Genomic DNA, 21,946 nt, shown 5'->3' on the forward strand with positions numbered 1-21,946 from the left:
TGGATCGGAGAAGTGAAGGATTAAGCACTGGAGGGAGTTGGCGCGAGGAGTATGAGTGGATAGCAGGATCTAGCTCCTGAATATAGTCGAGGATTGGAGTGAGCTTGTCTTGGAGAGTTGGTGAATGATTGATTAGGATTCGAAAGTTCCTTATGACTTTAAATCGGCTAACTCACGTGAGTACAAATTTTACAGAAAGATGTTTTAATGTTTGAGAACTGCAGTTAGTGATACCGCATTGTGTAGGAAGAACTCTATACCTTTTAAAACCTATCAGAAGAAACGCTTGACAAGTAGTTTATAGACATAGTATCCCATAAGACAACCCATAATATCTGCGACAATATCCAGGGTTTCCATCGATCTTCCTAATCCCATCTCTTCCTGTAGGATTTCGGTAAGGAAAGCATAGATAAGAATGATCTGAAAAAAATATGAGAATTTCAATCTGGGAAATGTGGCAATAAAAGCAAAACCTAAAGCAGCAAAGATGCTCAAATGCAATACCTTATCAATACCATTGAACATGAACCAATATTCATGATTTTCTTCTCCGGGTCTGAGAAGCATATAAGTAAGAAATGCCCAATAAATGGGCAGTATCTTACTAAATATTTTTGAAATATTATCCAATGATAGCCTGGTAGTCTTCTGCAGAAAGCAATTCAGCATGATCTGCTCCATCAGCAATTTCTAATTTGATAATCCATCCGTTTCCATAAGGATCTGTATTCAACAGTTCAGGCTGGTCTTCCAGTTCTGAATTAAATTCAATAACCTTCCCTGCAATAGGTAAGAATAAATCTGAAACAGTTTTTACTGCTTCTACACTTCCGAAAACGTCTCCCCCATTAAGGTCATCATCTACAGTATCTACATCTACATATACGATATCCCCAAGCTCTCCCTGAGCAAAGTCTGTAATACCGATTGTAGCTACATTACCTTCAATCTTGATCCACTCGTGATCTTTAGTGTACTTTAATTCTGATGGTGTGTTCATTTTTTAATTTTTATTTTGTACAAATGTATTCAAAATTATAAAAGGTTCAAAGCCTTAATAGGCATCTTCATTAAATTTTGATTGAAAATAAAAAAATCATTGCAGAAACAAAGATGTCATCCTATTTTTTATTTGCTTTTTTTAAAGTTTCTATTTCTTCGGACTGCTTTCAGCCTTAGTTAATTTACTTAATGACATCCATGGTATTATGTAAATAATTTAACATGAAAATCCCTTCCTATAATAGAAAGGGATTAATTAATTGTTTAAAAAAACAGTATTTTATTCTTAGAATCCGCCGCCACCGCCACCGGAGTCTCCAAATGTAAACGTTGCAGAGATACCTGCTCTGATCGTAGACAATGGGAATGCCGTTGATATCTTATATTTAGAGGTCATCTGTTCGTAGAATACTCTAAGGTTAAGATTTTCGGAAACGTTATAGTCTGCAGAAAGTTTGATATTCATCAGTCTTTGTCCTCCTGTAACCTGAGCGTCATCCAGCAGGATATTCATAATAGAGGTTTTACTGTCTCTCAACGAAATATCTCCTCTGATATTAAGATCGCTTCCTTTTCCTCTTGTTCCTCTTCCTCTTATGTTGGCTGTTCCAAGTCTGAAGTTTCGAACAATGTATCCAAGCCTCACCACATATTCCGAATTGGCATCTTCGGTAAGGGTATGGTTAATAAGTCCCATGACCATCATTCTTGTTCTGTTATACTGCAATCCGAACTGCATATTGTTTCTCATGGTAACATCAACTCCGATAAGTGGTGAGAAAGATTCTACATACCCCACCTGGGCAAAAGTATAAGGATTAATTTTATCTCCGTCATTCTTCACCACATTACCGGCATCATCCACCGTCTGATAAAATCCTCCAGGGTTTCCATGATAGTCTATATTGCTTTGGATTCCTGTTGCCGTATAGGTTGCTGTATATCCATGTAAAATGTCAAATTTCGTAAACTGGCCGCTAATGATCGGAATGTTCTTTAATCCCGAATAGGTAATTCTCCAGTTTGGCAATGGCATTCCTGCTTTTTTAGGATTCCCCATCGGTGTAATGGATTTTCCTTCAAGAGCAGCTCTGAATGCAGGAATTAATACATAAGCATTGGCTATACTATAATGCTTGGCAAATCCATCATTATCCAATTCAGCATTAGGTCCACCTAACTGCTGAGAAAGTGCTCTTGCATTTTCCCTGATAGCCTGGTAAACGGCCTCACCATTTTTAAATGATGTACTTAGCAGCACTGCAGAATTGGAATAGGTAACCATATCAGTAGCAAAAGTAAAATCAGGATCTGCAACTCCTCCATTCATATAATTAAATCCTGAATGTGAAAAATTGCTATTGTAATTGTGCAGGACATTAAAGTCTATTCTGAAGTCATTTATCGGAACCATTTGCAATTCTGCACGCAACTCTTTTGTTGACATTCTTACATAAGGGTCCGTCATATAATCAGAATTACTTACCCAGCCGTTTTCCATTACCGTCCTTCTGATATCAGCCTGCGATCCCAGTAAGAATCCTAATGTAGGACCTCCCAATGTCTGTCCGTAACCATACCAGTTGGGAGCTGACAGTATTCCTGGAAGCACGGTACCGTTATTTTCAGTATAGCTCACATTCAACTGCTTGAAAGAAGTCAGCAGGAATGCTGCACTTTGCAGAACGGTAAGTTTATTTTTAAATTTATATTTTTTGTATCGGTACCTGTTTTTTTCCCATGCTTTAGTATACACATTATTCAAAGAATCCATCTCCTGTTTTCTTTTCTGCAGCTTGGTATTGATATTTTTAAAGTAATTGAACTGACCAAAGAATTTTGGAATATCAGCACTTGCTGTAGCCTGGACAACATTGGTATTCTGCCCTATAGAACCTAAGCTTTCCACTCTATTGGTTTCGGGGTTTACCTGACCATATAAGGCAGTACTTCGTGCATTCCAGTTATAGGTAAATCCGTACCCCACCTCAGCATCAATAAAATCCAGGTAAGGAAGATACTGAAACGGCAGTTTATAATTCAGCTGTACTCTATGGTTATACAATACCGGTCGTCCGGCTCTGAATACGTTTCCGAAAATTGACTTGCTGTCCATAATATTCGCATCCACGTTATCATTAAGGGTTCGGGTTGCTGAATTGATTTCCAGTTTTAAGGATTTGGTAAAGTTGAATCCTAATCCGTACTGCCAGCCGAAATAGAAGTTTCTGTTTCTGATGGCATCAAAATCTGAAGCGCCATTTCCACTTAAAATAGCTTCCACATTTCTGAACTCAAGCTCGTTGTAATTTCTGTCGATCTCAGTTCTGAATGATAATCTTGTAGGGATAGGATTAAAATTGAATTCTTTCACCCATCTCAAGTATTTTGTTGATTTTGCCGTATCACTGATCATTTTATTGAACGGCTTCAGCACCCATGGCTTAAAGGTATAGTTGTAATCGATATATCCTCTGAGGTACTGTCTGTAATTTCTCTTTGTATAGATATCCCTGAAATAATCATCATTATATACCGCCGTTACTGATACATTTTCTATATCATAAAACTTAGGTTTTTTATTCTGATTCATTCTCTCCTTACGCATATTGACTACCCCGATGCTTCTTTGCTGGGTATATGTTCTTGCCACCTTTTTCAGCTGGTCCTTATTAGGGGCTTTGCTAAACTCTACATCGGTATCCAAAGGATTATACTTCGGATCTTCAATCGTTTGAGAGTATGAGTAGTTCAAAGGAATTTTTAATCCTGTTTTTTCCGGAAGGAATTTATCCACATTGATTGCTGTATTAATACTGAAAGCAGACTGTGAAGACTGATTTCTTTCTGCAGGTTTAGAATCGATGTTTCCGAAGCCCACTGATGTATAGGAAGCACTGGTATTTACGGTAGCAAAATCCCCCAGGTTAAAATTCAAGCTTGCATTCCCTGCATAACCGCCATCATTTTCAATTTCCGAAAGACGAATTTCGTTGACCCAAAGAATCCTATCAATATCAGTTGGGACACCTCCCCTTTCTATTCCATTTCTCACACCAATCATGATGTTTGTGATGTTTCCTAAACTTGGACGCCCTTTAATATAGATTCTTTTTTCATATTCTCCACCTCCAAACTCTTTATCAAGTACTCTTTGTATAATTTGGTCAGGATTATTTTTATCTCTTCTGATTTTGGCATCAACAAAGTTCTGAATATCAAGATCTACTTCATTTTCCATTGGCCAGATGTCCATTGGTGCTGTTGCTGTTGTAGGTGTCAAATTCAAAGATGCTTCATATTCATAATAATTATCTGTTGCATCGGTTCCGAAACGGATGAAGAATTTGGTTTTTCTGTCTAATCCAAAAGTTCTGTTTATTGGATCATGAGCATGAACGAAAAGCTTAAGCTTCTTGTATCTTCTCATATCCAATGTTGTATTTTTGAATACCCCTCTGGATTGGCCATTTGAAAGTTTGTTAGCCTTCATATACAAGGAAGCTTCATTCTGTCTCTGGGCTCCGGCATTGCCGCTTAATACCTGTCTGTCAATTCCCGGAGGCAATACATATGGTGGTTGGTTGAATGCATTTTCTTCAATATTTACACTTCCTACTTCCAGGTCACTGGTATTGACTTCTGTACTTCCTTCATCAGTGGCTGGGTCAACTCCCGGATTTGTACCTGTACCTACATACATGGCAAGATTATTTGGATATTTCCTCCAATCAGATCGTACAAGATCCAGAGTACCGAACCTTATCGTTGAAGTCTGTTCAAATCCCGTCATCATTAATCTCGCAAATCTTACATTGTTAAGAACAGACGAATTTCTTGCTCCTTCGGCACCATCCTTAGCATATTGGGAAACAGGAATTCTGAATAAATACCACTTAACATCTGAGGACTGACCGTTCTGAAACGTCGCCTTTACGGTTTTAACATCCACGATATTATTACCTGCTGTTAACGAAAGACTTGCCTGATCAAGCTTGATGACATATTCGTTATAGTTCTCCGTCTGGTCAAGATTATAATCTCTGTTGATATCTTCTGCATCCGGAGTTTGAGAAGCTACATTTAAAGAGTTGGCTTCTGAGTTTCCTTCCGGATTTCTGAAGTATTTGTAGCGCTGCACCAATGAAGCGGCCTGGCTTCCTGTAAATTTATCAGACAGGTAGAACACAAAGTCATCTACTGCAGGGTCTACGATATTGGTCACCGGATTGACAAATGTATTTCCGAATCTCATGGATTCCTGATCTGAACTTAACCCATCATATCCCAAATCCTGTTCTTTTCTGGCTTCTCCTTCTGTAGAGAATGCATAAAGAATAGGAGGCTGCTTCGGCTGGACACCCCAGTTTGAATTGGTTGTGGAAGACTGAACTCCACCAGCCGGAAGTCCATTTTCATATTGCATTTTCCCATCTTTCAGGATATCTTCGGAAACGTTTCCTAAATGTAATAATAACCTTGCATTGGTTCCCAGTGTATTACCGTCAGCATAGGGATCCATCATCCAGAATTCAACATACTCGATGTTTGAGCTTATAAAGTTTGGTACACTGATAGGTCTCATAATACCGGCCCATCTGTTTTGTGCAACTTCCGCTCCCGGATTTACGTTATAAGGACCTTTTTCCTGCGGGAAATAAGAGATATCAAAGGTATTGGTATAGGTTTGTTCACCTGCTACAAAATCCCTGTTATTATAAATCTCGGAAAGCTGTACCCTTCTTGAAGCATGGTTGGAAACAGACTGCGGGGTAATTCCTCCGGGAGCTTTCCCTCCTACTCCCCAGAATCTGGGATCAATGTTATACCAGCTCAGCAATCCCCGTCCGTATCCACTTGTGAGGTCATCGTTTGGAGGTAGCCCGTTAAACGGCGGTAATGAATTTTTTTCAGGTCTCGAAGCTAAGCTCCATGCTGCAGGTTCTTTCAACGAAATCTTCGACGTAGTTTGCTCAAAATCGTCAATATAAGACTGGTTGTTTGTCGCATTATTTAATCCCGGAAGGAGGTAAGCTGCTTCCATCTTAAAGTTTAAGTTAGAGGGCGCCTCGGTCTTCACCAGTGGAATTTTATCCGTAAGTCTTGTCAGGAAAGGAACCTGATTGTTGTACATCAAATTGACTCCTGCCATGGTATTATTCACGGCTTCCTGTCCAAAGTTTACTTTTTGGGTAAGTGGAGATTCTGAATAATTGACAACTGTTCCTCCTAAGATAAAGTTTTCATTAAACCTTCTTTCCAAATTCAACCCGAGGAATCTTTTTCTCTGGGTATTGAATGTCAGCTGGTTTTCTAATGAGATATTGATGGCTTGTCCGGATTGTTTCACATTTTCATTGATGATGGTCACGGTTCCAAGCATATAGTCTACGGTATAATCTACTCCTTCGGTAAGCTGTACTCCGTTAGCCGCTACCTTAACAGATCCCTGCGGAACGTTTACAGCCCCTAAGGAAATCCCCTGCCCCTGGGTACCCTTATAACGTCCTTCTATGGTATACCATTGCGGTAAAGGAGATTGAGGTAGTTTTTGCTTATCGTAGAGGTCATGGAGAACATATTTGGGATCGTTCCCCACCAAACTCTGCATATAATCACCAAAAGGCTGTACTTTAGTAAAGATCACCCTTCCTGTTTCAGGTCTTATGGTCACTCCGTTGACGAAGTCAAAAATACCATCCCCTTTCGATCCATCCTTATTATTCTGGATATCCCCGTTCATGTTGAGGCGATCCCAGTTCATTAATTTCAATAAGTTGAGATCTTTGACAGGCGTATCCGGAAGGTAATTTACCTTACCTCCGGTTTTCTGATCTCTATAGTAGAGATTCAAAATGAAGCCATCCTGTGCCACCTGACCTGCATCCAGAGAATAGATGTTTTTCATCATCAGATCCCACATCGGAGACTGTGTATTGACTCTGTTATTTACCCGTAATACTTTTGTCACCAACACAGGGCTTTCTTCGGAGAATTCTCCTACTTTATATACTTTATTGCTTCCGTTAACGGTGTATGAGTAAGAAACCGCTAGAAGCTGGTTATCATTAAGCTTTTGATTTAAGGAAACATATCCCAGCTGTGGCTGAAAAACATATTCATTGGAATTCAGTCTTCTGGCCTTTGTATTATAGATGTAATGTTCACCATTGTCATATGGTTCTGTAGATCCCGTAAACGTTTTTCCCTGAAATAACTCAACATAATTTTTTCCCGCTTCTCTGGTTCCTGCTGCAGAAGATATCTGATCATATAATCCGTTAACCGTATTATCCGGTAGTGCAGTAGGATTGGTAGCACCTCCATCTCCCAGGTCCCTGATCCCGATAATACTTTTCTGATAGGCAAGATTGCTGTTCCCCTGGTCCAGTACCCATACTTCGAGTCTGGTGATGTTGATCCTGGAATTGATCTGTGGATAATTAAGCAAGGATTCGTCGTACTTGTTCAGGAAATAATGCCCTAAAAAGTAGTGCTGATTATCTTCATAATCAATGGCATTGACTTTAAAATTATTCATTACACCACCTCCCTGTACGACAATATTCCGGGCTTCACCCTGTTGTTGAGATAGAACAACAGTTCCAAAAGTTTTTCCCAGCTGAAATTCTGTTTTTACCCCAAACAATGATTGTGAACCCCGAATCAAGCTTGTTGAGAGCGGCATGTTGACATTACCAAACTCAACTCTTTTGATGATTTTATCTTCTCCTCCTTCAGTAGGCTTATCTACATTCCCAAGGCCTTTGCTCTGGAGATCTTTCCAGCTTCCTTTCGACTGCCATACGAGATTCATCCTGTTTTCAAAAGCAAATCCGCTCTGGGTATCATAATTGGCTTTAAGCTGAAGATTCTCTCCCACTTTTCCCAATAGCCCCAGCTGAATTCTCTGATCAATATCAAAGGTAAAGCTGGTCCTGTTTTGTGGCAGAATCATAGGGTTATCTATTTTCTGATAAAGGCCGGCAAAGTCTATGGATGCATATCCTGATGGTATGATTTCAATTTTATTACCCCCGAATACGGTTTCAAACAGCTTGTTGTTGATTAAGAGGGAAGGAATAAGTCCTTTTTTTCTGGCATCAGATTTGTCTTTTCTAAAAAGAAGATTGTATTTGTCTGATTTCTCCTTGTAGTACGCTTTTGTCTGATTGGCGAGCATGTATTCTTTATACTCCTCAGGAGACATTGCTGTAGGAGGTCCTGTGATGGTATTTCCAATTTTGGGATACACATAGTACATCCCCGTTTTTATATCGTAGTAAGCTTCATACCTTGTAGGATCAGCCACTTCATATTCTTTTCTTATGATCGCCGTGTCTTTTCTTACCTGCTGTGCAAAAGCACTGACAGACATACACAGGAACGACAGGAACAAAAATATGTTAAGATGCTTAATATTTGCCACCAAATGTTAAATGTTTTTTAAAATTTGTTTAACCAGTTCTTCAACTGAGATGCTTGGATTTTGTTTGATAATTCGATCTGCCATCTTCTCACTCATCCGTTTAGGAATGCCTAAAACTTCTAATGCAGATAACGCTTCTTCCTTGATTTTATTATCTACCAGCACAGAAATATTCTCTTCTGTTCCAGTGAATTTCTGGACTTTATCTTTAAGATCCACTATAATTCTTTCAGCGGTTTTGGCACCTATTCCTTTAGCCTTTTGGATCAAAGCACTGTTGCGGGAAAGTATTGCAGAAGCGATCTCATCGAGGCTTAGTGTAGACAGGAGGATAAGCGCAGAAACGGCACCCACTCCATTAACGCTTATTAACAGATTGAACATTTCTTTTTCTGAACGAGTGTTAAAACCGAACAGAAGATGGGCATCTTCACGGATAATCTGTTGGATAAATAGAATGGTTTGCTGGTTTACAACCAGAGTCTGTGAGGTCATCAGGCTGATCCCCACATAGTAACCAACGCCTTGTACGTTGATTACGGCATAGGTAGGCGTAAGTTCTTGAACATTACCTTGTAAAGAAAATATCATTATTAATTTTTGAAACTCCCAAATATAAAAATTTAACCTTCAAAATCAGCATTGAAGGTTAAAATAAATTGTTTTTAATGGCTAAGGATATTTAATTGCATCTGACAATTCGATCGGATTGTTGTTTTTTTTGAGGTAAGACTGCACATTTTTTGTCATTTCTCTAAAATCAGGTTCTATTTCATTTCCCTTCTGATCTCTTACTTTTGCCTTTACATTTCCGGATTTCATTTCTCTGAACGGGTCATTATAATAGTCTAAAGAGATCTTCTTCAGGTTATCCTCAGAAACTTCAAGGGGCTGTGGGCTGATATTCTCAAAATCCATAGGATAGAAGTTTTTTTTAAGTCCCGCAAAGGAAAACTCATAGGAACCTGTGGAATCTTTCATATAGACGATCAATCCGGGCAATCCTTTAAAGATGTAGGGGCCCTCCAGAAGTGGAATTTCCTGAGTGAACCAAGCTTCCCAATGTCTGCCTTTGTGATACAAAGTAGCTTTCTGACAAGCAAAACCGAATTTCTTCTCCACCTGGTTTTCAATTCTCCAGTTCAAAGCTTGTGATACTGTTACTTTATAAACGTCTCTGAGCTTGAAATAATATTTTGAAGTAATATCTTTTTTATTTCTGATGACATAGAAATCACTGTCTCCTACTGCGAACCCTTTAAATCCGGTTGCCCGCAATGAGTCTACCTCATATTGCTTTTCCGTATAAAATTTTGATTGCCCTTCATGAATCAGAAGCAGCATTTTTCTGGTAGTGGTTTCTTTAGAGAGAGAGTCTTCTTTGTATTTCATATCATAAGTGATCTTCATATCCTGAGAATAGAGGATTTGAGTGACAAAGAAAAGAAGACTTAATATCAATATTCTATTTCGCATCTTATTTATTATTTTCAATAATTCCTTCTATGTAATAATACAAATCTTCTTTATCATATTCTACAGGAAATTCATAACCATTGATAAAAATTGAAGGGGTGGATATAATTCCTTGCTGAGCAAACCATTGATTGGATTGATGAAGAGCTGTTTTAGTTTCTTCTATATTGTATCCAGTATCTATGAACCATGGCGCCAGATTTTTATGCTTAAACCAGAAATACATTGCCTTCATAAACTCCTGAGATCCATGAGTTAAAAATACACTGTGGAGTATATACAAATACTGATTTCTTTCCTCTACAGGCTGGGTTTTAAACAAAATATTGATCTTTACCTCATCTTCGTAGGCAAAGAGAATATGACCAATAATATCAGTCAGTTCCTTGCACATGCCGCAGTACAGGCTTGTCAATACCGTCAGCTCGATCCCGCTGTTTGTATTGCCCAAAACAAGAATAGGCTCTGGAAGCTCTTGGTTTTTCTGCTTCTCCAGGGTATTCATAAATACCTCATAGCTCCTTACCGTTCTGTTTTTGCTGATGATCTCGCTTCTCAATGTTCTATTTTGTTCCATATACTTCCTAATCTGCATCCACAGAATAAGAATAAGCAGGTACAAAACACCATATATCAGAAAAGAGGCCAAGGATTCCACATTCATATCATTTTAGTATACTATAGGTTTGTAAAAGCAGAACAATGATGATCCCAATACATAGAGGACAAATTTTCCTGATCCGGAACACCTGATAAAAAAGAGAATATCCTATCACAGGAAATATAATAACGAGCAAAGCTTTTTGTATCATGGCAAACACATTATCCTGCTGTTCATTCACCAAAAATAAAAGGGTTATGACATTGGTCAAAAAATAAGCAAGACTGTAATCTCCAAAATTTGAAATAAAATTTTTGTTTTTTCCCTCCCCGGAAAACGAGCAGTCTGTATAAGCTCCTGAACATACTTTGGTCACCACTGTATTTTCGATTCCAAATATTTTTTTAAGCGAAAGAACAGAAAGGAACAGCCCACACAACGATAGCATGAAGTACGTAAATGAACTTATAGGTACTGTATAATAAAGATATGCTAACAAAATAACCGCAGCAATTACGGTAAAAGCGGCCTTATATAGACCGTACCCTTTCTTTGTTATCAAAGAGTCAGACTCATCGATAAGAACGGCAATATTATTCCATTTTGTTAGAAAGTCTCCTTCATTCATCTTATCTCTACCATTGACCAGATAATATCCCTCTTTTTTTTCAACAACTGCAAGCTCCTGCCCACCATCTGAAAGGGTTATAAAAGCCATAAAATCATCAGGAAGTTCATCGATCTCTGAATTATCTATCTCCACTGCGTAGTTTCTGATATGATGGATATTCAGTGTGCTCACTATTGAAAGAAGACTGGGAAAAGCAGGATGGGAATTGACCTGGAATGAAAATTCCTTTGCGTCCGGGTAAATGTTTTTTTTATTCAGGTACTTCAGAATATTGGAGATACTTTCAACCATATACTTTGCTTACTGATTATTGAAAGTCGGCTGCATTTTTATCCCATAAACCTCCGTTGAGACCAAAGAAAAGATTTTTGACCTCCAGGTGAAACTTTTTGTTTTCCGGATCTTTTTCATTTGGACTGTTCAGATTGATAAATCTGACCACGCCACCATTGTATTTTTTATAAATATCCACAACATTGAATGTACCGGAATCATAGGTATATAAAATGCCGTTTCCCAAATCAACATCTGGTGTTCTGCCATACTCTTTTTCTACATCTTCCAACGAGGTGCCTTCGTAAGAAAAGCCTAAAAGATTATTGTAGATACTCATATTGGTATACATAAAAAGAAACTGCTCTGTAACAGGCTTCTTCATGTGAGTCTTAAGAATACGGCTGACATCCTTGGTTGTAAAGAAAACGTACTTTTGGTTTATTGAGTTAAACTGATAGTCTGAGAAAGTAACAAACTCCATATTTTCGTTGGAAAACTTTAACTGATGAATCTTATTTCCTTCTTCGTTATTCACAGCAGGGGTATGTTTAAAATAATAGTAATTTTTACAGCTCTGAAGCATCAGGCCCGCACACATTAAGATCCATACCGTTATCAGTTTCTTACTCATATCTTTTTTTAATTTAGTTCTGCTGTATAAGGATTATAATTACAATTTACCGCATACCCATTATCTGTTTTGAATGGTACATGGGTTACCGTACAGCATAATTTGAATTCACAAATATTGCAGGGAGCAATATCGTCTCTTTTTATACTCCAAAGTACGGCCAGCTTTTTCACGGCTCCTTCTTTTATTTCCTCTAAAGAATCAGAAATATTACCATACCTTCCCTGTTCGGACATATTGAACCGGATCTCTCCATTCTCATCTACAAATACGGTCTTGTAAATGGCCAGGTTATAATTTTTTGCAATATTGTAGGCTGTAGTGTTAATGTCCACAGTATTGATATTAAATGTAGGCAAAAACATCTTATCATCACCCCCTTTTATAAAAATACTATTGACCTCATTATGGGTTTCAACTTTTGCTTTCGGAGAATTAAAAAAATAAATAGTCTTTAATCTGTTATTGTTGTAAAGCTTTTTATCAATTTTCTGGTAAGGAACAGAGAATGAAATATTAGTCACTCGGGAATGCTGCAATCGGTTGAGAATATCATGTATTTTTCCCATACAGTTCGTATCGGTCATGTGAAAATGCAGTCTTTTTACCCCAAGACCGGAGATATTTTTAATAATATGATCTAAATTTCCATAAAGGTACTCAGACAACATCACGGTCATAAACTGTATCACTGAAGTGTCTTCATTGATACTTTTCTCTGAAAGTTCCGGAAAAAAGGCGGTATTGGAATAAAACACAAATTCATTCTTTTCAAGAAAACCGAGGTATTGTTTTGCAACGGGATCAGAATTGAACTCATCCAAAACAGCGCCTACCTTTTTGCTTTTGATATAATCCAAAAAATCAATCATCGTATTGGGAACCAATTCAATTTCTTCTCTTTGAAGATCATATATTGCACCTCTTTCATGGCCTTTAACAGGGATGCAGCATGAAAATACATGAATATATTTATCCTTGTTATTCTGTAGATATGTTAATTCCATCCTTATATATTCTTAAACAATAAATTTCTGACTGGTGAATAGACGTATCCACGATTCTGAAGGGGCGCTCTCTTTTTATTTTTGTAACATCCATCGCTACGGTATGGGAGAAAATCACAGGAAGCAATCCCTTTTTTTTCTCATAACCCAGGTCTTTTAGTAATGTCTTTTTCATGTATTCATTTTTTGTAAACAGTGTGCTACCTCATGATGAAGATTGTAATTACAGGGCAGTGCCGTCATCCGGAACTGTCCGGATGGATTTACTTCCAGAAAATAATATTCTCCGTCCTTTCCTTTTATGATATCCAACGAACCGGTATCCAATCCGATATTTTTCATGAGAAGACTTATTTTCCGGTCTACCTCTTCAGGTAAAGTATAAGGAATCATTCTGTTAGGCTTACTGTAATTGTAATGACGGTAATCTACTCCCGTCTGGGTATCTCTTTGGGAGAAAATGGCCATAGGATAATTTTTACCATTCAGATGAAATATCCTGAGTTCGTACTCTTTGTCCACTTTCTCCTGGAATAAGCTAGGAAAAAAATGGCTGTACTGAGCCATGGTCTTCGGGTTTACCTCCTTTGTCAAAAAGAAGTATGTATTTTCTCCGACATCAATGACTGAGCCATCTTTTATTGATTTGGTAATATATGACTCATTGCGGTTCAATGAATCAGCGGTATTGGTTATATTGGTTTTTGGAATTGTAAGTCCAACCTGTTGCGAAGCAATAAGAGTACTTATTTTATTGAGCTTTTTAATGTTCAGCTGGTTATTCAGCCATTTTTTATTTTTCAGGAAATCAAAAAAGAGATCTAAAGTCGTGGTATATTCCAATTTTAAATATTCCAGCATCTCTACATTGGTTTCTCCCCTGAAGTTTTTTTTGAACTTATCAAAGAAACCGAATTTCCTGTACCATACACAATTAACATCCGCAAGGTCTATTTTTCCAAAAAAACTATTCTCCACGATAAGGGTAGGCTCCGGTGACAACTCATAATGCATCTTTGTATTTCCGTTAAAGAGGTCAAGATCATTTATTCTTATGCACTTTTCACCCAAAATAGCCAAATGTTCCATCACAAGATTTGTATCATCATCATTTGGCGTTGATAATATTAGAATCATATTTCATGAATTAATAGATAAAGGAAGACTCTTTATAATATAAAGAGTCTTGATTTTTTTTCTGTTAAGCAGTTGACTAATCACATCCGTCGTTAGAACCACCACCACCTTTGATAATGGTAAGTGTTTCCAATACATGCGGATCACTTGCAGTTCCTGTTCCACCACATGGACCAGCCAGAGAGTTATCGATTGCTAATTTTCCTGCCATAACATTTTTCATGTTACCTAATTTCTTCCCCTTAAGGTTTTCCAATTTTTTCATGGGTTAAATTTTTAGTTTAATTTCTGTCACTATTGACAAGTCTAATATACAGACAAAAATATCACGCGATATAGAAATAATATGCATTTTTCTTGTAAATCCCTTGCAAATAATTCATAAAATCTGCACTTTTGTATAAAACATTAAGAATGAAGGCTCATGAAAAATTAAAAACCCTTAGAAGGCAAAGGGGTTTATCACAAGTGCAAATGGGAAAGATTTTGGGTACAGATGCATCAAACTATTCCCGAAAAGAACGTGGGGAAGTCAAAATCTACGATGATGAGTGGGAGAAACTAGCCAAAGCGCTGGAAGTATCCCTGGAAAGTATTAAGAATACCAAGACAAAATCTTCTTATCAGGAACACTCATCAGGGAACAGCATCACTTATTCTCATATTCCGAACTTTATTCTGGAAACTCAGAAAAAATACATTGAGAAACTGGAAAAAGAAAACAAGGAACTTTTGGAAGAGAATAACAAATTAAAAAATTCAGAAACAAACTGACGGCACCCCATAAAAAAAGCATCTTATTTCTAAGATGCTTTTTAAGTATATCAGGACTTTTTATTTTTTGTCTCTTCTCTGCGCATCAAGCACTGCAATAGTAGCAAGATTTACAATCTCATCTACGCTGGAACGCATCTGTAATACATGTACCGGCTGCTTTAATCCCATTAAGATCGGGCCGATAACCTGAGCCACCTTCATTCCTCTCAGAATTTTGTATGATAAATTCGCACTTTCCAGGTTCGGGAAAATGAATGTATTGGCAGGAGTAGTCCCCAGCTTTGAGAAAGGATAATCACTCAGGTGATCTGCATTCATAGCGAAATCAGGCTGGATCTCCCCATCAACAATCATTTTAGGATATTTCTCATGAAGAATACTTACTGCTTTCGCAACTTTTTTAGAAGTATCGGAAATGGCAGCAAAGTTTTCGAATCCAAGCATAGCGATTCTCGGCTCAATGGCAAAAGATTTCACCGTAATTTCTGCCATCTTCGCAATATTGACCAGATCTTCTGCCGTAGGATTCTGATTGATAGAAGTATCTGCGAAGAAAATAGGTTTCTTTTCAGACAAGATCATCATCATGGCAGCTATTTTATCAACTCCCTTGTCTTTCTCAATAACTTCCAATACAGGACGCAATACGGATGTATAGTTTTTGGAGAAACCTACAATAAGCCCATCCGTATCCCCATGTCTAAGCATCAAAGGTCCGAAATAGTCTCTCTGGCGAACGTATCTTTTAGCCTTATATTCGTTCATGCCTTTTCTCTGGCGAAGTTTCCAAAGTGTTTCTCTGTATTTTTTTCTGTTTTCTTTCTGGTCGTCATCACTTGGATCAATGATCGGAATATCCAGGCTGATCCCGAAACGCTCCATTTGCTCCTTGATGTATTTTTTATCTCCCAGAAGACTTGGGTAAGCAATTCCTTCTTCAAAAAGAATCTGTGCTGCTTTCAATACATTGTATTCTTCAGCATTTCCAAGAGTGATTCTTTTCGGATTAGACTTCGCACGGCTTTGCATCATTCTTACCAATCTCTCGTCTCTGCCCATTCTGTCTAAAAGCTGGTGCTCATATTCGTCAAAGTCAGCAATTGTTTTTCGGGCTACCCCACTTTCAATAGCTGCTTTTGCTACGGCACTTGACACTTTTGTAATCAGCCTGTTGTCAAATGGTTTTGGAATGAAATATTCTCTTCCAAACTGTAGGTTCTGAACGTTATAAGCCAGAATTACCGCTTCAGGAACAGGTTCTTTTGCCAGATCAGCAATTGCGTGCACGGCTGCCAGTTTCATTTCTTCGTTGATTCCTGTAGCCTGTACATCCAATGCACCACGGAATATATATGGGAAGCCCAATACGTTGTTTACCTGGTTAGGATAGTCACTTCTCCCTGTGGCCATGATCACATCTTTACGGGTGTCAAGTGCCAGGTCATAAGCAATTTCCGGATCAGGATTCGCCAATGCAAAGACAATAGGATTCTCATTCATGCTTAACAGCATTTCCGGAGTCATAACATTTCCTTTTGATAATCCAACAAACACATCAGAACCTTTTACGGCATCTTCTAATGTTTCGATATCCGTCTGTGCAATAAAGTCTAATTTTTCAGGGGTAAGGTTTTCTCTTTTATGATTGATCACTCCTTTACTGTCACACATCAGGACATTTTCCTTTTTCAGTCCCAGTGAAATGTAAAGCTTTGTACATGCAATGGCAGCAGCACCTGCTCCGTTCACAACCATCTTCACTTCGTCAATATTTTTATTGGCGATCTGCAGAGAGTTAATTAATGCGGCAGCTGAAATAATAGCAGTTCCATGCTGGTCATCATGCATCAAAGGAATATTCAATTCCTCTTTCAATTTTTGTTCTATATAAAAAGCTTCAGGAGCTTTAATATCTTCCAGGTTGATTCCTCCGAAAGTAGGAGCAATTCCTTTTACGATTTCAATAAATTTATCAGGATCTTTCTCATCGATCTCAATATCAAAAACATTGATATCGGCAAAGATTTTGAAAAGAAGTCCTTTTCCTTCCATCACAGGTTTCGAAGCTTCTGCTCCTATATCTCCAAGACCAAGCACGGCAGTACCGTTAGAAATTACAGCGACAAGATTTCCTTTTCCTGTATAATCATACACCGTTTCCGGTTTATCATGGATTTCCATACAAGGAACCGCAACTCCTGGTGAATAAGCCAGCGAAAGGTCTCTCTGTGAAGAGTGTGGCTTGGATGGAATAACTTCTATTTTTCCTTTGGGTTCTGCTTTATGATAATCTAACGCGGCCTGGTTAAAACTCTTTCCGTCGCGATTGTTGTTACTTGACATAAAATTTTGTTTTTTGTTAAAGTATGTAATGAATGTGGTAATCTACTAAGCTTTCAATTGGTTTCTGAACAACATGTCCCACATTTAAATTAAATTCTGCAGCAACAGAACGTAGTATATTTTCATAATAATAAGCAATAGAGCCAATGAAATTAATCTCAGCTTCTTTTGCTTCGTGATAAGGGAGAACCTGATATTCAAAGAAACTTTTCATTTCTTCAAAAACCATATCTCTCAGATAAGGGTGATCTTTTCTTTCGATCACAAATTTGGTAAAGTTTGCCAGATAAGCATTAGGCCTTGGCGAATGATACATATTTTTCAATGCATCTTCTATAGTAAGCTGATAAGCCGATTCAAATTCTGTATGAAGGTCTGAAGGAAGTTTTTTCATGAAATACCTGCGTACCAGCTGTTTTCCAATAGCACTGCCGCTTCCCTCATCTCCAATCAGGAAACCAAGCGAAGGCAATTCTATCTTCAGGTTTTCACCATCAAAAAAACATGAGTTTGACCCTGTCCCTAAAATGCACACGATCGCAGGTTTTCCGCTATACGCTGCATAGGCTGCAGCCATCAGATCTTCTTTTACCGTAATTTCTGCTTTCCCGAATATTTTCTTCAATTCATCTTCTATGATTTCGCAGTTTTTTTTCACTCCGCATCCTGAACCATAAAAGAAGACTTTAGTGATTGAATTTTTAACCAGCATAAGATTGCTATTCTTCTGTATTTCAGGAGCGATAAGTTCTTTATTGATGAAGTTCGGATTGAAACCGATGGTTTCTGTTTTCAGAAAAACTTTCTTGAAGTCATCCAATATTACCCAATCCGATTTAGTAGAACCACTATCTACAATAGCAACCATATTTTAGATTTTAATTTAAGGATGCTAAATTATGAATTTATCTTTAATTAGCGTTTAAAACAACCCGGAAGCTGTCTAAAATCATTAATGCCGGATGTCCGTTTTTTTTTCGTTGAACTGCAGGAGCCAGTCTTCAATTTCATCTTCAAGATAAGACGCCTGGAGAACCATAGCATTGATAAAATCATCAGGAACAGGTTCATCGTTGGAATTTTCCAGATTCCATAATTCATTAGACATATTTTCATATTCAGAATACACTCGTTTGAAGCGGGAATTTTCTTTCTCAAGAGCCTCAATATTTTTTTGTTGAAGCTGGAATTTTCTGTATTTGTTTTGACGTTTCATACAAATATTATTAACAATTGGTCATAAAGTATTGGAAGTCCTTGCCTTTAAGCGGGCATTACAAGATAGAAAAACCATCAACACAAGGAGTTGAAAATGAATTTATTATCAGGTCACTGTTACATCATTCTGTTGATTAAAATTAGAAATAATTTTTATTTAAAAAAATATTTTAACAACTTTTTTCAGTGTTTAACATATAGTTATAAATTTGCATATTCATATTGTAAAGTGCCCGGATTCATAATAAGCGGTAAGCGCTATTAATAATCACAAAATGATCAGTGAGATGTTATTTTACTCATCAGATATTTCTAACACCCGTTACAATATGCGAATATATTTCAGGTTTTATAATTATTAAATGAAAGAAATACTCATACGCCAGAAACAGGTCCTGTTCTTTATTATAGCAGGGGGATTGAGCGCTATTGTGGAAATTGGAAGCTTTAAGCTGTTCAGCACCTACCTTCCCCATTTCTATGCCCGGGAGACCAATTTTTATGGTGTCCATTATCCTTTAAGCAATATCTTTTCCACCAGCTGCGGAATCATTACCAATTATTTTCTGAGCATCTGGTTTGTTTTTGAGCGGGGAAAACATTCCAAGAAAAAAGAGTTTGCCTATTTTATGGCTGTATCCTTTTTCTCAACCTTATTAAGCCTAGGTTTCTTCCAGGTGTTTTACAGTTTTATCTTCAAAGATAATATCAATTTATTTTTTTATACCTTGAGTCCGGAAATGATCAGCAAAATTGCGGCGATTCTTTTGGTTTCCATTCTTAATTATTCAGTAAAAAAGAAAGTAATTTTTAACGGTTAAACTGTGGTAAAAATCTTAAATTATCTCTGGAGATTCTGGCTTTTGTTGTTAGCATTTGTTTTAACAATTATCTTTGGGATCCCTGTTTACATCTTATCTTTTAGCAAAAAGCATTATAAATACGCCTATACATTCATTCGTCTCTGGTGTTTCGGAATGTTTTACGGTATGGGCTTCAGGTATGACCTGATCCGGCTTTCGGATCAAAAGATGGACAGAAGCAAGCCTTATGTTTTTATATCGAACCATACTTCCATTATGGATATAATGCTTACTTGTATCCTACTTCCTCACCATCCCATCTGTTTTGTAGGCAAGAAAGAACTTGTGAAGATTCCTATTTTCGGGACCATTTATAAAAGAATCTGTGTGATGGTAGACCGTGCCAGTGCCAGAAGCCGTGCCGATGTGTACCGGAGATGTGCTGAAAAAATGGAAGAAGGCAACAGCATCGCTATCTTTCCTGAAGGCGGTGTCCCCGATGATACTTCTATTATCCTGGACGAATTCAAGGACGGAGCGTTTATGTTATCTTCAAAACACCATTCTCCTATTGCTGTTTATACCTTCATCGGACTCAAGGAAATGTTCCCTTTCGAAAATTCAAAAGGGCATCCTGGAAGGGTAAAAGTCTATTTTAATGGAGTTATTGAACCTACAGATTCCCCAAAAGACTTAAAAACAGAAGCTTACCATGTTATTAAAAAAACGCTTATAGAGCATTCTATTTAAAAGAATTAGCTATATTTGTTTGCGAAATTTTCAATAAAATATGTCAAAAACCAACCAGCCGACTAATTACCCGGCATTGTACACACTTGTACTTGTATTTTTTTTCTGGGGGTTTATTGCTGCCGGCAATAGTATTTTCATCCCATTCTGTAAAAACTATTTTTCTCTAGACCAGTTTCAGTCCCAGTTAATAGATTTTGCTTTTTATACTGCTTATTTTCTGGGCGCCTTACTGCTCTTTATATTCAGTACTATAAAAGGATTTGACATTATTGGCAAATGGGGATATAAGAAAAGTATTGTTTATGGACTCCTCCTCTCTGCCATTGGTGCAGCCATTATGATTGTTGCCGTAAAAAGCAATGTATATTATGGAATGCTCATAGGACTTTTTGTAGTAGCATTAGGCTTTTCGATTCAGCAGACTGCGGCCAATCCCTTTGCTGTTCTCTTAGGAGATCCAAAAACCGGGGCCAGCAGACAGAACCTCGCCGGGGGGATCAACTCTTTCGGAACTTCTATAGGCCCTATTATTGTAGGCCTGGCTTTATTCGGAACGACGGCTACCGTAGATGACGATCAAATCAAACACCTAGCTCTCGATAAGGTAATCCTGTTGTACACTGCAGTAGGAGCATTATTCTTAATTGCTGCGGGAATCTTTCATTTTTCTAAAAAACTTCCTGACGGGATCTCTACAGAACCCATGGAAAAGGCTGGAAAAGCAAGAAAAACGCTGATTGCCATGACCGCACTTGTTATTCTTTTCTTTATCCCGGTATTCAGCAGCTATAATTCTGAAGAAGCCAAAACCATCGAAACACTTGGCAACGAGATAACGATATTGGATCAAAGTATTGAAAAAGAAACAGATGCCGCAAAAATCACAACGATCCAGACACAGATCGAAAACAAAAAGACAGAACTTGATACTGTAAAACATCCACTTGAAAAAAAGAGAATGATCTATCTGGGTGGAGCCTTGCTTGCTGTGATCATCTGTCTGGTGTTTGCCAATACCAGTGCACAGAAAAATTCTGAAGGCTGGGGCGCTATGAAATATCCACAGCTCGTATTGGGGATGATTGCCATTCTTGCGTATGTCGGCGTGGAAGTTGCCATCGGAAGTAATCTTGGGGAACTTTTAAGTTTGCCTGAGTTTGGCGGTCATCAGTCTTCCGATCTGGCTCCTTATATTTCTATGTATTGGGGAAGTTTAATGATCGGACGATGGACGGGTGCTATTGCAGTTTTCAACCTTAATAAACAACAGCAGACCATCGCTACCATTATTGTTCCTTTTATCGCATTCTTTGTGATTATCGGAATCAACACAATTGCTCAGAAGGATATGTCACACCTTTATTTTTATGCTGTGTGTGTAGTGATTCAGGTGATCTTATTCCTGATCAGTAAAAACAAGCCTGCCGTTACTCTTATTATTTTTGGATTATTCGGAACAGCTGCTATGATCACAGGTTTATTGACAACTGGGAATATTGCCATCTATGCATTTCTTTCAGGCGGACTCGCGTGCAGTATCATGTGGCCTTCCATCTTTACGCTCGCAATTACAGGCTTAGGAAAATATACCGCGCAGGGTTCTGCATTCCTAGTTATGATGATTTTGGGAGGCGGGATCATCCCTCCACTTCAAGGTAAACTGTCTGATATTATCGGAATTCACAGTTCATATGTTATTCCTGTACTGTGTTTTGTATATATTACTTTATTTGCTTATCTGGCTAAAAAATCTTTATTTAGACAAGGAATTAATGTTGACGTATTAGAATCCGAAGGTGCTCATTAAAAACAAAATACATATATATAAGAAAAAGAGGTTTTGGGCAGGTGTATTACTT

General features: G+C 37.8%; 19 protein-coding genes. 4 read left to right on the plus strand and 15 right to left on the minus strand.

The window, feature by feature from the left end; all coding sequences use genetic code 11:
• Positions 1-273: 273 nt before the first annotated feature.
• From DRF67_RS14720 to DRF67_RS14775, 12 genes are all read right to left on the minus strand, one after another.
• The gene (locus DRF67_RS14720) at positions 274-570 is read right to left on the minus strand and encodes a VanZ family protein (protein ID WP_394337872.1); all 297 of its coding nucleotides are present in this window, start codon (positions 568-570) and stop codon (positions 274-276) included.
• A 55-nt stretch (positions 571-625) separates the two neighbouring features.
• A complete protein-coding gene (gene gcvH / locus DRF67_RS14725) occupies positions 626-1,003 on the minus strand; it encodes a glycine cleavage system protein GcvH (RefSeq protein ID WP_115929062.1) in 378 nt (125 codons plus the stop codon).
• Positions 1,004-1,291: 288 nt separating this feature from the next.
• A complete protein-coding gene (sov, locus tag DRF67_RS14730) occupies positions 1,292-8,383 on the minus strand; it encodes a T9SS outer membrane translocon Sov/SprA (RefSeq protein WP_115929063.1) in 7,092 nt (2,363 codons plus the stop codon).
• A gap of 57 nt (positions 8,384-8,440) precedes the next feature.
• Positions 8,441-9,025 carry a Holliday junction branch migration protein RuvA gene (ruvA, locus tag DRF67_RS14735; RefSeq protein WP_115929064.1) on the minus strand — a complete coding sequence of 195 codons (585 nt, stop codon included), beginning with the start codon at positions 9,023-9,025 and terminating at the stop codon, positions 8,441-8,443.
• A gap of 81 nt (positions 9,026-9,106) precedes the next feature.
• Entirely contained in the window at positions 9,107-9,910 is an 804-nt protein-coding gene (locus tag DRF67_RS14740; protein WP_123912758.1) for a GLPGLI family protein, read from the minus strand.
• 1 nt (position 9,911) lies between these two features.
• Positions 9,912-10,487 carry a DsbA family protein gene (locus tag DRF67_RS14745; RefSeq protein ID WP_123912759.1) on the minus strand — a complete coding sequence of 192 codons (576 nt, stop codon included), beginning with the start codon at positions 10,485-10,487 and terminating at the stop codon, positions 9,912-9,914.
• An 88-nt stretch (positions 10,488-10,575) separates the two neighbouring features.
• Positions 10,576-11,433: a vitamin K epoxide reductase family protein gene (locus tag DRF67_RS14750; RefSeq protein ID WP_115929067.1), complete on the minus strand. Its 858-nt coding sequence runs from the start codon at positions 11,431-11,433 to the stop codon at positions 10,576-10,578.
• A 16-nt stretch (positions 11,434-11,449) separates the two neighbouring features.
• Positions 11,450-12,049, minus strand: a complete 600-nt coding sequence (locus DRF67_RS14755; protein WP_115929068.1) for a hypothetical protein — start codon at positions 12,047-12,049, stop codon at positions 11,450-11,452.
• An 8-nt stretch (positions 12,050-12,057) separates the two neighbouring features.
• Positions 12,058-13,056: a hypothetical protein gene (locus DRF67_RS14760; protein ID WP_115929069.1), complete on the minus strand. Its 999-nt coding sequence runs from the start codon at positions 13,054-13,056 to the stop codon at positions 12,058-12,060.
• Complete coding sequence (locus tag DRF67_RS14765) at positions 13,031-13,231, minus strand: hypothetical protein (RefSeq protein WP_115929070.1); 201 nt, start codon at positions 13,229-13,231, stop codon at positions 13,031-13,033. The genes DRF67_RS14760 and DRF67_RS14765 overlap by 26 nt, the downstream gene beginning before the upstream one ends.
• Entirely contained in the window at positions 13,228-14,193 is a 966-nt protein-coding gene (gene gwsG / locus DRF67_RS14770; RefSeq protein WP_115929071.1) for a grasp-with-spasm system ATP-grasp peptide maturase, read from the minus strand. Before gwsG ends, DRF67_RS14765 begins: the two co-directional genes overlap by 4 nt.
• 76 nt (positions 14,194-14,269) lie before the next feature.
• Complete coding sequence (locus tag DRF67_RS14775; protein WP_115929072.1) at positions 14,270-14,458, minus strand: hypothetical protein; 189 nt, start codon at positions 14,456-14,458, stop codon at positions 14,270-14,272.
• Between the two features lie 209 nt (positions 14,459-14,667).
• Here DRF67_RS14775 and DRF67_RS14780 point away from each other — a divergent pair, with 209 nt between their 5' ends.
• Positions 14,668-14,967: a transcriptional regulator gene (locus DRF67_RS14780; protein ID WP_394337873.1), complete on the plus strand. Its 300-nt coding sequence runs from the start codon at positions 14,668-14,670 to the stop codon at positions 14,965-14,967.
• Between the two features lie 60 nt (positions 14,968-15,027).
• Here the strand turns inward: DRF67_RS14780 and DRF67_RS14785 are convergent, their stop codons facing one another.
• From DRF67_RS14785 to DRF67_RS14795, 3 genes are all read right to left on the minus strand, one after another.
• Positions 15,028-17,313, minus strand: coding sequence for an NADP-dependent malic enzyme (locus DRF67_RS14785; RefSeq protein ID WP_115929074.1), 2,286 nt, complete (start codon positions 17,311-17,313; stop codon positions 15,028-15,030).
• Between the two features lie 16 nt (positions 17,314-17,329).
• On the minus strand, positions 17,330-18,181 hold the full coding sequence (locus DRF67_RS14790) for a BadF/BadG/BcrA/BcrD ATPase family protein (RefSeq protein ID WP_115929075.1): 852 nt from the start codon (positions 18,179-18,181) through the stop codon (positions 17,330-17,332).
• An 84-nt stretch (positions 18,182-18,265) separates the two neighbouring features.
• The gene (locus DRF67_RS14795) at positions 18,266-18,529 is read right to left on the minus strand and encodes a hypothetical protein (RefSeq protein ID WP_115929076.1); all 264 of its coding nucleotides are present in this window, start codon (positions 18,527-18,529) and stop codon (positions 18,266-18,268) included.
• 364 nt (positions 18,530-18,893) lie between these two features.
• Between DRF67_RS14795 and DRF67_RS14800 the strand changes: the two genes are divergently transcribed.
• Genes DRF67_RS14800 through DRF67_RS14810 form a run of 3 tightly spaced genes read left to right on the plus strand, consistent with a single transcriptional unit; the run spans position 18,894 to position 21,894 of the window.
• Positions 18,894-19,352, plus strand: a complete 459-nt coding sequence (locus tag DRF67_RS14800; protein WP_115929077.1) for a GtrA family protein — start codon at positions 18,894-18,896, stop codon at positions 19,350-19,352.
• 3 nt (positions 19,353-19,355) lie between these two features.
• The gene (locus DRF67_RS14805; RefSeq protein ID WP_115929078.1) at positions 19,356-20,084 is read left to right on the plus strand and encodes a lysophospholipid acyltransferase family protein; all 729 of its coding nucleotides are present in this window, start codon (positions 19,356-19,358) and stop codon (positions 20,082-20,084) included.
• Positions 20,085-20,124: 40 nt separating this feature from the next.
• Complete coding sequence (locus tag DRF67_RS14810) at positions 20,125-21,894, plus strand: MFS transporter (protein WP_115929079.1); 1,770 nt, start codon at positions 20,125-20,127, stop codon at positions 21,892-21,894.
• Positions 21,895-21,946: the final 52 nt, after the last annotated feature.

This window comes from Chryseobacterium pennipullorum, assembly GCF_003384725.1.
Classification (GTDB): domain Bacteria; phylum Bacteroidota; class Bacteroidia; order Flavobacteriales; family Weeksellaceae; genus Chryseobacterium; species Chryseobacterium pennipullorum.

What these genes read in the sequence shown, in the direction of transcription:
- DRF67_RS14810 (WP_115929079.1), top strand. Translation starts at nt 20,125, where the DNA reads ATGTCAAAAACCAACCAGCCGACTAATTACCCGGCATTGTACACACTT.
- DRF67_RS14740 (WP_123912758.1), bottom strand. Translation starts at nt 9,910, where the DNA reads ATGCGAAATAGAATATTGATATTAAGTCTTCTTTTCTTTGTCACTCAA.
- sov (WP_115929063.1), bottom strand. Translation starts at nt 8,383, where the DNA reads ATGTCTGTCAGTGCTTTTGCACAGCAGGTAAGAAAAGACACGGCGATC.
- DRF67_RS14720 (WP_394337872.1), bottom strand. Translation starts at nt 570, where the DNA reads ATGCTTCTCAGACCCGGAGAAGAAAATCATGAATATTGGTTCATGTTC.
- DRF67_RS14765 (WP_115929070.1), bottom strand. Translation starts at nt 13,231, where the DNA reads ATGAAAAAGACATTACTAAAAGACCTGGGTTATGAGAAAAAAAAGGGA.
- gwsG (WP_115929071.1), bottom strand. Translation starts at nt 14,193, where the DNA reads ATGATTCTAATATTATCAACGCCAAATGATGATGATACAAATCTTGTG.
- DRF67_RS14750 (WP_115929067.1), bottom strand. Translation starts at nt 11,433, where the DNA reads ATGGTTGAAAGTATCTCCAATATTCTGAAGTACCTGAATAAAAAAAAC.
- DRF67_RS14760 (WP_115929069.1), bottom strand. Translation starts at nt 13,056, where the DNA reads ATGGAATTAACATATCTACAGAATAACAAGGATAAATATATTCATGTA.
- DRF67_RS14785 (WP_115929074.1), bottom strand. Translation starts at nt 17,313, where the DNA reads ATGTCAAGTAACAACAATCGCGACGGAAAGAGTTTTAACCAGGCCGCG.
- DRF67_RS14775 (WP_115929072.1), bottom strand. Translation starts at nt 14,458, where the DNA reads ATGAAAAAATTGGAAAACCTTAAGGGGAAGAAATTAGGTAACATGAAA.
- DRF67_RS14795 (WP_115929076.1), bottom strand. Translation starts at nt 18,529, where the DNA reads ATGAAACGTCAAAACAAATACAGAAAATTCCAGCTTCAACAAAAAAAT.
- ruvA (WP_115929064.1), bottom strand. Translation starts at nt 9,025, where the DNA reads ATGATATTTTCTTTACAAGGTAATGTTCAAGAACTTACGCCTACCTAT.
- DRF67_RS14800 (WP_115929077.1), top strand. Translation starts at nt 18,894, where the DNA reads ATGAAAGAAATACTCATACGCCAGAAACAGGTCCTGTTCTTTATTATA.
- gcvH (WP_115929062.1), bottom strand. Translation starts at nt 1,003, where the DNA reads ATGAACACACCATCAGAATTAAAGTACACTAAAGATCACGAGTGGATC.
- DRF67_RS14745 (WP_123912759.1), bottom strand. Translation starts at nt 10,487, where the DNA reads ATGGAACAAAATAGAACATTGAGAAGCGAGATCATCAGCAAAAACAGA.
- DRF67_RS14790 (WP_115929075.1), bottom strand. Translation starts at nt 18,181, where the DNA reads ATGGTTGCTATTGTAGATAGTGGTTCTACTAAATCGGATTGGGTAATA.
- DRF67_RS14780 (WP_394337873.1), top strand. Translation starts at nt 14,668, where the DNA reads ATGGGAAAGATTTTGGGTACAGATGCATCAAACTATTCCCGAAAAGAA.
- DRF67_RS14755 (WP_115929068.1), bottom strand. Translation starts at nt 12,049, where the DNA reads ATGAGTAAGAAACTGATAACGGTATGGATCTTAATGTGTGCGGGCCTG.